Annotated in this window: 10 protein-coding genes, 3 tRNA genes and 1 rRNA gene; 7 read left to right on the forward strand and 7 right to left on the reverse strand. The window is 46.6% G+C overall.

The annotated features are described in order from the left end of the window. Positions 1 to 7 precede the first annotated feature (7 nt). Both IPG41_01210 and IPG41_01215 read right to left on the reverse strand, forming a co-directional pair. Complete coding sequence (locus IPG41_01210) at positions 8 to 373, reverse strand: hypothetical protein (GenBank protein QQR55169.1); 366 nt, start codon at positions 371 to 373, stop codon at positions 8 to 10. Between the two features lie 232 nt (positions 374 to 605). Next, positions 606 to 2,060: ribosomal RNA gene (locus IPG41_01215) — 16S ribosomal RNA — on the reverse strand. Positions 2,061 to 2,314: 254 nt separating this feature from the next. Between IPG41_01215 and IPG41_01220 the strand changes: the two genes are divergently transcribed. From IPG41_01220 to lgt, 5 genes are all read left to right on the forward strand, one after another. After that, complete coding sequence (locus IPG41_01220; GenBank protein QQR55170.1) at positions 2,315 to 5,344, forward strand: hypothetical protein; 3,030 nt, start codon at positions 2,315 to 2,317, stop codon at positions 5,342 to 5,344. 91 nt (positions 5,345 to 5,435) lie between these two features. Beyond that, complete coding sequence (locus IPG41_01225; GenBank protein QQR55639.1) at positions 5,436 to 6,011, forward strand: ATP-dependent Clp protease proteolytic subunit; 576 nt, start codon at positions 5,436 to 5,438, stop codon at positions 6,009 to 6,011. Between the two features lie 242 nt (positions 6,012 to 6,253). Then, entirely contained in the window at positions 6,254 to 6,874 is a 621-nt protein-coding gene (locus IPG41_01230; GenBank protein QQR55171.1) for a hypothetical protein, read from the forward strand. A 42-nt stretch (positions 6,875 to 6,916) separates the two neighbouring features. After that, on the forward strand, positions 6,917 to 7,492 hold the full coding sequence (locus IPG41_01235) for a hypothetical protein (GenBank protein ID QQR55172.1): 576 nt from the start codon (positions 6,917 to 6,919) through the stop codon (positions 7,490 to 7,492). 18 nt (positions 7,493 to 7,510) lie between these two features. Further along, positions 7,511 to 8,293: a prolipoprotein diacylglyceryl transferase gene (gene lgt / locus IPG41_01240; protein QQR55173.1), complete on the forward strand. Its 783-nt coding sequence runs from the start codon at positions 7,511 to 7,513 to the stop codon at positions 8,291 to 8,293. On the opposite strand, the gene IPG41_01245 is transcribed toward lgt, so the two are convergent. From IPG41_01245 to IPG41_01260, 4 genes are all read right to left on the reverse strand, one after another. Then, a complete protein-coding gene (locus tag IPG41_01245) occupies positions 8,261 to 8,653 on the reverse strand; it encodes a hypothetical protein (protein QQR55174.1) in 393 nt (130 codons plus the stop codon). The genes lgt and IPG41_01245 overlap by 33 nt on opposite strands. A 16-nt stretch (positions 8,654 to 8,669) precedes the next feature. Beyond that, positions 8,670 to 8,755, reverse strand: a tRNA-Leu gene (locus IPG41_01250). A gap of 15 nt (positions 8,756 to 8,770) precedes the next feature. After that, positions 8,771 to 8,845 (reverse strand) — tRNA-Cys (locus IPG41_01255). A 7-nt stretch (positions 8,846 to 8,852) separates the two neighbouring features. Further along, positions 8,853 to 8,928, reverse strand: a tRNA-Lys gene (locus IPG41_01260). 97 nt (positions 8,929 to 9,025) lie between these two features. Between IPG41_01260 and radA the strand changes: the two genes are divergently transcribed. Continuing rightward, positions 9,026 to 10,306, forward strand: coding sequence for a DNA repair protein RadA (gene radA, locus IPG41_01265; protein QQR55175.1), 1,281 nt, complete (start codon positions 9,026 to 9,028; stop codon positions 10,304 to 10,306). A gap of 187 nt (positions 10,307 to 10,493) precedes the next feature. Continuing rightward, positions 10,494 to 12,161: a hypothetical protein gene (locus IPG41_01270; protein ID QQR55176.1), complete on the forward strand. Its 1,668-nt coding sequence runs from the start codon at positions 10,494 to 10,496 to the stop codon at positions 12,159 to 12,161. Here the strand turns inward: IPG41_01270 and IPG41_01275 are convergent. Continuing rightward, complete coding sequence (locus IPG41_01275; GenBank protein QQR55177.1) at positions 12,106 to 12,858, reverse strand: TatD family hydrolase; 753 nt, start codon at positions 12,856 to 12,858, stop codon at positions 12,106 to 12,108. The genes IPG41_01270 and IPG41_01275 overlap by 56 nt on opposite strands. Positions 12,859 to 12,866 lie beyond the last annotated feature (8 nt).

A 12,866-nucleotide genomic window follows, 5' to 3' on the forward strand; every position in this document is an offset into this window, starting at 1 on the left:
AAAGTCCTCAAATAGTTTTGATAAGAAAGGCAAAGGCTATTAAAAGTCTCAAAGGATTGAGCCGCCCATTCCTCTTCAGTGAATGAATCCATGCGTTGAATCCATGAATAGAATTCAGGGTGATAAAAAGACCCTTCAATAAATAGTGCTGACCCTCGTGTACCTCCTGAAAATTAATAGCATCCATGACTCGTCTAAACAATTGGAGTCGAGCAACGACATCCATCGCCTTAAAAACTTCCCCTCCATAATCTCTTGAAAGGACAAGATCCCAAGATTCTTGCTGAAGAACATCTTCAGTTAGGTCGTCACGAAGATTTTCTTCCGCTACAAGGGCGGTGTTACCCAATTCAGACAGGTCTTCGCTTGACATTTGCCATAGTGTTAATTTATTTCATAAAATAGTCGTTTGTCAAAATCTACAAGCGAAAAACGAAAAAACTCCCCGAAGGGAGCATTTCATTTGAGAAACCATGACAATCAGAACTTAATAGAGAGGCAAAAAATCAGGGTGAGCCTACCTCGCGGTAGCTCAGCTCTGCATAAAGCAGAGACGACCTGGGAATATATTACACAGTCTCTTACGAGATCCTCGTAACTCCTTAAAAGGAGATGGTCCATCCGCACGTTCTCGTACGGATACCTTGTTACGACTTAGTCCCAATCAATAGTTTTGCCTTAGTCCCTGCTGAGCAGGGCCTTTGGGCACCCCTATCTTTCATGACTTGACGGGCGGTGAGTACAAGACCCAGGAACATATTCAATGCGCCGTGGCTGATACGCATTTACTAGCGATTCCAGCTTCATGAGGTCGAGTTGCAGACCTCAATCCGAACTTGGACCGGTTTTGGGGATTCGCTCCGGATTACTCCTTGGCTGCCCGTTGTACCGGCCATTGTAGCGCGTGTGTCGCCCAAGACATAAGGGCCATGCTGATTTGGCGTCATCCCTACCTTCCTCCTTGTTATGCAAGGCAGTCTCCTGTGAGAAATACAACACAGGATAAGGGTTGCGCTCGTTTACGGACTTAACCGAACACCTCAAGGCACGAGCTGACGACAACCATGCAGCACCTGTCTTCGGGTTCCTTGCGGCACTCCTCTGTTTCCAGTGGATTCCCGAGATGTCAAGCCCTGGTAAGGTTCCTCGCTTATTATCGAATTAAACCACACGCTCCACCGCTTGTGTGGGTCCCCGTCTATTCCTTTGAGTTTTAATCTTGCGATCGTACTACTCAGGCGGATCACTTATCGCGTTTGCTTAGGCACTGAGAGGGTCGAACTCCCAACACCGAGTGATCATCGTTTACGGCGTAGACTACCGGGGTATCTAATCCCGTTCGCTACCTACGCTTTCGTCCATGAGTGTCAGATATAGGCCAGTGAGCTGCCTTCGCTTTTGGTGTTCCTCTGCATATCTACGGATTTTACCCCTACATGCAGAATTCCGCTCACCTCTCCTAATCTCTAGTGAGATAGTTTAGGGCACAGCCTTGAAGTTGAGCCTCAAGATTTAACACCCTACTTATCAAACCACCTGCGGACGCTTTACGCCCAATGATTCCGGGTAACGTTTGTACCTCTCGTATTACCGCGGCTGCTGGCACGAGATTTGCCGGTACTTATTCCTGAAATACCTTCAGAATTATTCTTTCAGAAAAGCAGTTTACAACCCGAAGGCCTTCATCCTGCACGCGGCGTCGCTCCGTCAGACTTTCGTCCATTGCGGAAGATTCTTTACTGCTGCCTCCCGTAGGAGTGGGAACCGTGTCTCAGTTTCCCTCTGGCTGGTCGTCCTCTCAGACCAGCTACCCGTCATCGTCTTGGTGAGCCGTTACCTCACCAACTAACTGATAGGACGCAGGCGCCTCCCCCATCGATAAATCTTTACCCTTGCGGGACTATCCGGTATTAATCTTTCTTTCGAAAGGTTATCCCTGAATGGGGGGCAGCTACCAACGTGTTACTCAGCCGTCCGCCGTGGGTCTAAACCCACTCGACTTGCATGTATTAGACGCGCCGCCAACGTTCACCCTGAGCCAGGATCAAACTCTCCAAAAAAGTAGAATTTGAGTGACTCTGTTTTCCTTAAAAAGGAATAGAGTTCAAAATTTCAAAATTAAAATCTGAATTTTGGGAACTCTCTATTAGGTTCGAACTGTCAAAGGTCAATCAAGCGCTCGCTTCCCATAAGGAAACGTGCTTGACGATTTTAGCGTTCCTAGAACTAGAGTCAATAGAATTTTAGAAAGACTGCTCCTAAAGAGAAGAAACGACTTAGAGACACCTTGAAGAACAAGACGCATTCTGTTATAATGAACAAATTAAACTTACAGATGTATCCGCGCTACAATCATCTCCAAAAAAAGTTCAGTCCCTTCCTAAACTATCATGAGGAGGTCAAAACCTATGACTACGGGCATTTAAATGCTCAATTCAACGGAGAAAAAGAAGTTCGAACAGATCAAATCATCGTGCCTCCCACTCCTTTTGAATACAACAAAAACAAAGGGATCAGTGGCAATTTAAAAGGTGCGTTCATAAAAGCAGGAGTGAAAGAGCTTGAAGCAGAAGCAGCTATGTATGAAACCTTACAAGCACTAGAAGATCATTTAAAAAAAGACCCCCAGCTCCCTCCCCTAGACAGACTGGAAGATTTCCTAAAAAGCACTGGTGTGCAAGGTTTTGAGATGAAAGAAGGCATTCTATCTTTTTACGCGGAAAACAGTTCAGCCACCGTATTGAGACTGGAAGTACTATCCGAGCGTCAAAAGGCTCTAAAAGAAGAGGTTCAGAAAAAGTTAAACACACTGCGTACGCACACCGAAACAGCTAAGCAAACCAAAGAACTTAGAAAAGAAATCGCCCGTCTGGCGCTCAAACAAAGCCGCCAAGATGCCGAAAAAACCGACGACAGTCAGGCCGTACACATTACGGTGCCTTCTCTGGCCGCCACCTACGAAGCACCGTATCGCATCCCTCAAAGTTATTGGATTCAAAATGGATCAGCCCCTGAAGGACTTCCCTCTGAACTCAGAGGAGAAGTGCGTTGCATGGCCTATGTAGCGGGTCGTCTCACGGAACGCATTGGATGGGGAAATTTAGTGGCTATAGGGTTCAATGGGGAACATCACGCCTGGCAGCTCAAAAGGGATTTGATGAAGAAAAACAGTGTGGATGTTTTAGCGTCCATGCAGGGTTACCTCTCGATAGGAAAAGGTACCATTCACCATCACAGGCTCAACACACCTGAATACCAAACAGACCTGCTCCAATTCCGAAACCAACTGGAGCAAAGCCTTAGCGACTCAAAAACAGCGGATACGCCGCACCTTTTGACACTTCGTTACCGGCACTCCGACTATGCGGGCAAGTCGGCCCGTTACAATGCTGGACTCAAAAATCCTTCAGAACGCAGTTTAAACACTCACATTTTAGAATGCCTAGGCAAAGGAAAAGGACCGATCAAAATAGCAGCTAAAGCCAATGAAGAACTCACGACCTATGTAAAGCGAAGTTTGAATGTAGACGCTTCAAAGACTTACCTGCTAAAATCCATAACTTTGTGGGCAAATGGAAAAGCTTACACCCATAAAGACGATGCTTTTAGAGACGACACAGGTCAAAAATGCATCTTAAAAGAAAATCAAAAGGTGCTTCTGGAAGACATTTATTTTGCCCATCACATGGAGGGCGCTCAAAATGACAGCTTTACGGCCTTGATCGCCAGCGGGAAATACGACGTAGTAGACATTTTAAGGATCAAACCTGAGAAGGTGAAAAACATGCCTCGTTCACGAGAAATGCCCGCAGTTGCTTTGATGAAGCATCTTTATTTAAAGAAAGGGGAAGACCTCAAAACAGCATTCAACGAACAGATTTCCAAAGATCCACAAGACTGGAAACTCGCCAAAGAATATTGGGATCAAGTGGGTTTTGACGCAAATCAAATTCGCCTTGAAATGGAAGGAATTCCCATTCCTGATTTCATTGCCATGAAGAATTGGGTAGCAAAACAAGGCGGATTCGACGCACTGCAAAAAAAGAAACGTCAGATACAAGCCCTGTATTACGAAAAAACACACCCGGGAGAACACCTGCTGCCTGTTGAAAGTGGCAAAACACCTTGGCAAATGATAGAACCCTTTTTCACTGAAAAGTTGGGTAAAATTTCTAAAGAAGAAAGAAACGAATTGTTGATTCAATTGGATCGCCTGAATTCCAGCATCGACCTGCGCACCTTTGTTTATCGTGATGAGACAGGAAAAACAAACACCGGCTACCTAAAATTCGAATTGGGCAGTTTTGTATGGATCAATGATGAGCTCATCCAGGCCCTCACTCGAAAAATAGTGAGAGATCGCATCACTGCCCGCATCCTCATTCCAGAGAGCATGCCCGTGGTACGAGATAAATTTTTAGGCCCTGCCCTAGAGCAAGTGGCCATAAGCCCCGAAGAAAAACAACTCGTCGAAGAAGTGACCGATAACCCTATTTATAGAACGGGTTTACTGCTGATTTTGCTGAATGAACAAAAACGAAGCGGCGGACTCATCAATCGATCCTGGGTTTCCGACCGAAATACAGTAGGCCTATTCCAAGTGAGCCTGGACGAAAAACAAATGCAAAAATTCGGTTTTAAAGATATGAATGCCTATAAAAAAGCCTTGATAGAAGATCCAAAATTGAATGCAAAAGTAGCCCTCGAAAATTTAAAAGGAGCCCGTGGCAGTTTAGATCATTATCTCACGCAAAACTCTGAAGCCGTGAATGAACGCAGTCAAAGTTACATGGCTGCTCTATGCACTTTGTACAACCGCCCATACAGAGGAGTATTGAACGGACTGATGAAACATCAAGCTCAAAAAGTAAGCGATGCTTTTGGATTGTCTTTAAGCGCCGTTGACTTTGAAGCCCAAGCTCGCGAGGACAAAAAGGTTCCAGAACAACTGCAAGGACTCAATTCGGCAGTCGACACGCAAAGCACAGCCGACTATTGGGAGGCAATAGCCAAAGCACTCACCGCACAAGGAGTCATTGAATTGACTGAGGCCCAAATCAAAAAAGACACCGCTCTCATTGTTGAGCAGCGAGATCACTTTTTCCAAAGTGAAACCTATTCCGCCATTAAAGAACATTATGAAGCAAAGACAGGCCAGAGCCTCAAGCTCCTTTTGGAAGGAAACGAATTCAAAACCACAGCCATTTTAAATTACGGCTATCGAGTCACTCGCAATGGGGAGTTGGCGCAGATCCAAAAATACTCTGCTCAGAAAAATGACCTTGAGTTACAAGACCCTAAAAATGCTATACTGAGCTCAGTTTTAATCCCGCCCAATGTCTAATTTTTTCCACTTCACTCGATCCAGCCTGCTCAAAAATCAGGCCAAACATTTAAAAAACAATCGCGGACTCGCGCCCGAAATCACCAACATGCTGGTGCCCACGGTGCTCGAAAAGTCTCACGACGGAGAACGTGCCTACGACCTCTACTCTCGTCTGATGAAAGACCGTGTGATCTTCATGTTCACCGAAGTCGAATCCAACATGGCCAGCCTGCTCATCGCCCAAATGCTCTTCCTTGAAAACGAAGATGCCAAGCGCGACATTTTGATGTACATCAACTCCCCAGGGGGACACGTGACCGCGGGACTCGCCATTTACGACACCATGCAATATGTGAAGCCCGACGTTTCCACCATTGTGATGGGCATGGCGGCTTCTATGGGCGCCATCATCTGCACCGGTGGAGCTAAGGGGAAGCGTTTCTCGCTGCCCAATGCCGAGATCATGATCCACCAGCCTCTTGGAGGAACCGAAGGGCAGGCCACCGACATCCGCATTCACGCTGATCACATCATCCGCACCAAAAATCTTTTGAACGAAATCATCGCCAAACACAGCGGGCAAAAACTGAAAAAAGTGGAGGACGACACCGAGCGCGACAACTTCATGACCGCAATACAGGCCAAAGACTACGGACTGATCGACGGCATCATCATGAAACGTTAATGCCTCTCCGGAAGAAGCCGTACGCCCTCAGCAATATCCGTGGGCGCGTTTGCATGAATCCACGCTCATCGAACTCGGAGATAGCCTCTACTTATCCGAATCTCTAAAAACGTGAAACGGCGAACTCAATGATGGGTTCCCCACATCCACGCCAGTCACACGCACAATACGCGTAAGAACCGGCTCTCTTCGCCATTCCGTCTCACTCAGCCCATCACAAAAGGGAAATGTAACTCGCACAGTTGATCCCGCTTGTTGAAAATATTTTTAACTTATGTCAATATGCCGACCCTGAATTCATCATCAAAAGCATGTTACCACTTGAAAAAGACCACAGAATCATCGTGCATCGAGGACTCAGCAACCCCATCTGCCCAGTAGCAGAGTTAAGCAACAGCAATGCATTGCAACAACACAATGGCCACCACACAACAAGAGTAGGTCTATTGTTAGCTATCGTAGACATCCATGACAGAATTTCGCTAAAATGTTTGGGAGATACCCTACTCAAGGTCAAGCGTATTGGGGAGCCTAATGGAATTTTGGACGATGCAGAATTCACGCCTTTTCTGGGGTGGTGGTGCCACGTTACAAGTATAAAAAGTACAAATTTTGCCCTAATTGGAAGACCAAACAAAAGATGGGTGGCTCCACAAAAGCAGATTCCTTCTTTTGACCACCTGATCTCGACCAAAAGGTGGAAGATGGCATTAAACATCTTAGCAGAATCAGAAGCCGTCAAGGCATATATAGAGGATAAAAGAACAGAAAAAAGCCCATATACGGCAAGGGCATTTGATGGGATTGGCGTACCTTTTGCTCCACACTCAAGGTATGGATACGAATGGACAAGTCATTGTTAAAAGCATTTAAAAAGTAGAATACTTTGATACAATGAACTCACTATGAAAAAATTTACTGTTTTTTTATTAAATCTAAGTCTTCTCCTCGCCTCCTGCAACGGATCGGACAGCGGCAGTGACGACGGCAGCAACGGCGACACTTATCGCTTTGTGGAATACAAAGCCAGTGACTTCCTCATTGATAAGCCTGAAGATTGGGAAACCGTCAATTCCTTCACCTCCGAATATCCCGATGGCATTCGCGTGGCCTTTCGAGACAACCTTAAAGACGGTGATTTTGTAGCCAATGTGACCGTGATCCGCGAAGCCAACGAAGACAACCTCACCAGTTTCGATGTACTGCAAGAAAAACTCAGCGAACATGAAGACCACCTGCTGGACTACACCCTGCTCACCCAAGAAGAATTGACCCTCAGCGTGGGTGGCGGCGAAAGCAAAACCACGCTCTTCACTTTTTCAGGGAAGAATGAAAGCAGCAGCGAACCGCTGCAATTCATGCAATTGGCCCTCGCCAAAGGGGAGCAGGCTTACATCGTGACTGCCACTTACGACCCACGCGAAGATGAATTCACCGTCGAGCGCATGCTCACCATGCTCAAATCCTTTGAACTTCGCTAAACTGTTAATCCCTCCACCATGATTTGGAACATCGATCCCGTCCTCCTGCACCTGGGCCCCTTGGAAATTCGTTACTACGGCGTGTTCTTTGCCCTGGGGCTCTTTTTAGCCTACCAAGTGGCACGGCAGCTGGTCCAAAAAAAGGACCTCTCGCTTGAAAAGCTCGATTCTCTGACCGTTTACCTCATCGTGGGACTCATTTTGGGCGCACGCTTTGGACACATTGTCTTTTACGAACTGGATTATTACCTGTCCAACCCCATGCAAATCCTCAAAATATGGCAGGGGGGGCTCGCTAGCCACGGCGCCGCGATTGGTCTACTGGTGGCTTACGCCCTTTTCCTCTGGCGCAATAAAAAAGTCAAAACCTTTGATTATGCCGACATTATCGTTGTAGTGGCCGCCCTGCCCATCAGCCTGATTCGCCTTGGAAATTTTTTTAACAGCGAACTCTATGGCCGCATCACCGACCTGCCCTGGGCAGTGACTTTCAGTCGAATCGACAATCTGGCTCGTCATCCCTCTCAACTCTATGAATTTGGCATGGGTGCCCTGCTTTTTGTAATTTTATACCCGCTGTGGCTCAAGAAAAACAAAGACATGAATCCCGGCTTTTTCGTGGGACTTTTCTTCACCCTTTACTTCGCAATGCGCTTCACCGTGGAGTTTGTCAAAGAATTCCCTTTGCACGAAAACTTCTTCAATCTCACCACCGGACAAATGCTGAGTTTGCCTTTCTTTGCAGTGGGCCTTCTGATCCTCGCCCACTCAAAGGGTCTTTTGGGCTCGGTTTCCAAATAAAATCAGGAGGAAAGAAACTCCAATAAAGAGGTAGGCCTCTGTAATAAACCCAGAGAGCAAATAGAGGAAGAAACCGAGTAAAGCAATGCTTTCACAGAGCGCAAGACGAATAAAGAAAGCCGCCTCTGGATTTTTGATGCGTGCGGGCAGCGCAAACTGAAGTATCCCACTCAAGACAGCCACTCCGGCAAAAATAAGAAGCAATTGTTGAGAAAGGGGATCGGAAGGGACATTGGTGAATCCACCTTCCGCCTCAGAGAGAATAAATTTCTCAAGCAGCACGATCAAAAGGCCGTACACCACGACGGAAGTCGCAAGAATGAATTTAAAAAACATGAGGTCTTTAGAAGGGAAAGTCATAGGTATGAGTTTTAGGTGGTGCCTGGGGTGGGAATCGAACCCACATGACCTTGCGGCCACAAGATTTTAAGTCTCGCGTGTCTACCATTTCACCACCCAGGCGCGGTGTTAAAAATCTGGAGGCAAGGATGGGAGTTGAACCCATTTGGTACGGTTTTGCAAACCGCTGCGTGACCGTTCCGCCACCTTGCCCCAAAACTGGTGGACCGGGAGGGACTCGAACCCTCGACCAAAAGATTAAGAGTCTTCTGCTCTACCAACTGAGCTACCGATCCACGGGCAGGATATTAACGAAATAGGCCTTAAGGTTCAATGCTATTTTGCTCTTGCATGTGGGGTGAGTATACACTACCCTAGGCTCATCCAACGCTTATGAAACTCAAAACCATCTATCTGTGTCAAAATTGCGGCCAAGAAAGCTCCAAATGGCAAGGCCGCTGCCCCTCTTGCGAGGAATGGAACACTTTTGCCGAAGATGTGATCAATGTGGGCAAAGCCGAAAAAAGGGTCAGCTCTCGTGGACTGCCAAGAGAAGCCCCAAAAAATCTCAATGAACAAGCGGCCCCTAAAGCTCGCGCAAAAACCGGCATTGAAGAGTGGGATCAAGTGCTGGGCGGAGGCATTGTGGAGGGCAGTCTCCTCTTGCTTTCCGGGGAACCTGGCATAGGAAAGTCCACCCTTACCATGCAAGTCTTAGATCGCATGGCCGGGCAAAAAGAAAAAGCACTCTACATCACGGGTGAAGAATCGGTGGAGCAAGTTTCCGACCGCGCACGTCGTCTCAAAGCTCAGCACGGAAACATTCGCATTTTGTACGAAAACACTTTAGAAAACATCCTCGCCACAATAGAGGCAGAAAAACCCAACTTTTTAGTCATCGACTCCATTCAAGTGCTGTCCTCCAATGAAATTCCAGGAGTGGCCGGCAGTCTGAGCCAAGTGCGTTACTGCACCGAAATCTTGATGAACACCATCAAAACCCTTCACATCCCCACCCTGCTCATCGGTCATGTGAACAAAGAGGGCAACATTGCTGGACCCAAGGTGCTGGAGCATCTCGTGGACACGGTACTGATTTTAGAAGGGGAAAGGGACCAAGAACTGCGCATGCTTCGCGCCGTGAAAAACCGCTTCGGACCCGTGAGCGAAATCGGGCTCTTCGAAATGAGTGAAGAAGGCCTACAAGAAGTGAAAAATCCAGGCGAGCGTATCCTTGAAAATCGACCCAAAAACGCCGTCGGGAGTGCCCTCACCTTGAGCATGGAAGGCCATAGACCCCTCCTCATGGAAGTGCAAGCCCTGGTCAGCACCACTCATTTTGGCTACCCCAAACGCATGGCCAGCGGTTTCGACCGAAACCGCCTCGAATTGCTGATCGCCGTACTGCAAAAACACAAAGGCCTTGACCTCGCAGACCAAGACGTCTACATCAAAATCACCGGCGGTTTAAGTTTAAATGACCCCGCCGCAGACCTGGCCGTATGCTCCGCCATTGTATCCAGCTTCCAAAAAAAGCCCCTCCCCGAAAACGCCGTTTTCTGGGGCGAAATGAGCCTCACCGGCGAAATTCGCAAAGGATACAAAGACAAAGAAAGACTGAAGGCTGCGGAGAAGATGGGACTCCAATTTCAAAATATGTTCTTTTACAGATGAGAAAATATTGAAGAAAAGACGGGTTTGGTATATAATTCAAACATGTCAACAGACAAAACAGACGAAGACGGAGCAGAAAATACACTGCAGGTGGGGCTGACCGCACTAAAAGATCTGCCAAACAACCAAGATGGGCTCTCACTGAATCTACAAGCACAAGACACAATTAGAAACTGGACAGATCAATTTGGCCCAACGCTTTTTTACAGCCATAGCCCCCCTGCTCACTGTTTTAGACAGAGCAGTGATGGGAAGAGAAAGTGTCAAACCGACAGCAGTGGGGCTCACACCAGGGTTACATTTAAATGAGTCCGCAGAAAACGTGCATCTATGGGAATTGGCCAGAAAAGCTGCAATCCAACTGGAAATACCTGAGCAAGTCAATCAACTTCGTAGTGTTTTTGTTTATCTTTTAAGGAATGGCCTTAAAAATTTTGAAGATTTGCCATGCTTACCAGGAATGGACTTAAACTTTAATAAATTAAAAACAATTTTAGCTTCAGCAAAGATAGAGCATGACAAAAAAATGGCAAATCCAACAGAAGGAATGCCAGCAAGCATATTTGAAACAGAAGTCAAAGCACAAACCTCTATTGACCTGATACAAGCCATCGTAGGAGATAATATTCCTGAAAACATAAGGGGAAATCCTGCTTCAATGAGGGAGCAAATAAGCAAAGCCTTGAATGATGCCTTAAAATTATACAAACAACTGGGAGATGACTTATACGAAAATGGACCCAAAGTAGCAGAAATGTACCAAGAATTAACCGGCGACACGGAGCTACAATTGCCACCTAAAAATCCATTAACTGCCTTAGATGGAGACACAGTGGGCTCTCACGGATTCACCGACTTGGCCTTCAACTTTCTCAAAGGAATTCAAGAAGGAGATCATGATAAAAGTGAAAAAGAAGCTCTAGACCTCTATCACACTCAAGAGATACTCTGGTTAACCGTAGTATTTTTCCTATTGAATTTGAGATCGATTCATCTGAAACCAGAAATCAGACAAGTTCTTAGTAGAGAAGTTTTAAATTTCATCAAAAACAATCTTCATGGAGATAAAACACAAGATAAATTTGAACAAATCGATGGAAATGAGGAGCCCATCACATATCGAAAAATAACTGTAGGTGATAACAAATACTTAATCTATGTAGGAGAAAAAACACTGGACGTGAAAAGAAAAGCAGCAGCCCTGTGGAAGGTCATGCAAGGAAATACAAAAGGCTATCCTTTTGCTTTGGTGGATGAAGGACGGGGGGAATTAATGATAGACATCTCCCCTCAAGATTTTATAGAGGGTTCACAAGCTGTTAAAGATGCTATAACCATCCTGGAAGGACTGGGGGAGCACTTAGGGTGTACTATATTACCCAGTGCTACAACTGATTATTTTAAGCTAAAACCAAGAGAAGCAGTTGTAAAAGTGAAAAGAGAGCAACCCAACAAACGCGAGAGCGTTGAGTTCATCAACGTAAAACTCTATTTACACCTCGAAATGTGTGAAACGCCATCCGGAGGCATGGTCTTAATAAAGGATGACGAACAACGCCAGTGGGCAATCGCAAATGGTAAACTGCACACCGTCAGAATGGAATATCGCATTTTAGTCAAAGAGACCTGGGTCAATTCACATTACAATTTAAAACATCCCTCTCACCACATTTTTTATCGACTCACACAGTTGATGGAAATCGCAAAACTGGTCATCCGTCCAGCAGAAAACCCAGCTCTTTATGAATATATGGAGGTAGTGGAGAAAATGCTAACAGCATGTAGAGAAAATATCCCAGCTAAAACAAACGGTCACCATTCCTCCTCACCTGCTCCGCAAACTGCTGAGGCGTAACCCCTCGAAGCTCCGCCAATTTCTGGCCTACTTCCACCACATAAGCCATCTCATTTCGCTGGCCTCGCACAGACTGCGGTGCAAGCCACGGGCAATCTGTTTCAGTCAAAATAAGATCAGCCGGGGCAAGGCGAGCGGCTTCTTGAATTTCTTTGGCGTTCGGATACGTCACCACTCCACTGAAACTGGTCATGTAACCCGCCTCCCAAACCTTTCGGCCAAACTCAGGCCCATAACTGTAACAGTGGAAAATCGCCCGCTTGGCCTTTTCTTCAAGCAAAATCCGCAAAGTGTCTTCCGCAGCGTCCCGAGAGTGCACGATGCAAGGTAAATCCAGCTCATTGGCCAGACGAATCTGCCGACGGAAAGCCTCAAACTGTACGGCTGGACTCGTATCTTTATGGTAATAATCCAGCCCCATCTCCCCCAAACCCACAATGCGTGGATGAGCCGCTTGCTCCCGCAGCAAAGCTAAGGCCTCTTCCGTCAATAAATCAGCCTCACAAGGGTGAATTCCCACCGTCCCCCACGCATCCGGATGAACCTCAATGAGGCGAAGCACCTCCAGGTTGGCAGCGGGGTCATAACCCACCACAATAAACTTAGAAACCCCTGCTGCCCGAGCACGTTCAAACGCTTCGGTTTCTTCCGCCTTCAAAGCACCAGAGAAAGGATGACAATGCGTGTCGATCCACATAAAAAGAG

The sequence above is a fragment of the Candidatus Peregrinibacteria bacterium genome (assembly GCA_016699145.1).
In the GTDB taxonomy this organism is placed as follows: domain Bacteria; phylum Patescibacteriota; class Gracilibacteria; order UBA1369; family 2-02-FULL-48-14.

What these genes read in the sequence shown, in the direction of transcription:
- IPG41_01210 (QQR55169.1), bottom strand. Translation starts at nt 373, where the DNA reads ATGTCAAGCGAAGACCTGTCTGAATTGGGTAACACCGCCCTTGTAGCG.
- IPG41_01220 (QQR55170.1), top strand. Translation starts at nt 2,315, where the DNA reads ATGAACAAATTAAACTTACAGATGTATCCGCGCTACAATCATCTCCAA.
- IPG41_01235 (QQR55172.1), top strand. Translation starts at nt 6,917, where the DNA reads ATGAAAAAATTTACTGTTTTTTTATTAAATCTAAGTCTTCTCCTCGCC.
- lgt (QQR55173.1), top strand. Translation starts at nt 7,511, where the DNA reads ATGATTTGGAACATCGATCCCGTCCTCCTGCACCTGGGCCCCTTGGAA.
- IPG41_01245 (QQR55174.1), bottom strand. Translation starts at nt 8,653, where the DNA reads ATGACTTTCCCTTCTAAAGACCTCATGTTTTTTAAATTCATTCTTGCG.
- radA (QQR55175.1), top strand. Translation starts at nt 9,026, where the DNA reads ATGAAACTCAAAACCATCTATCTGTGTCAAAATTGCGGCCAAGAAAGC.
- IPG41_01275 (QQR55177.1), bottom strand. Translation starts at nt 12,858, where the DNA reads ATGTGGATCGACACGCATTGTCATCCTTTCTCTGGTGCTTTGAAGGCG.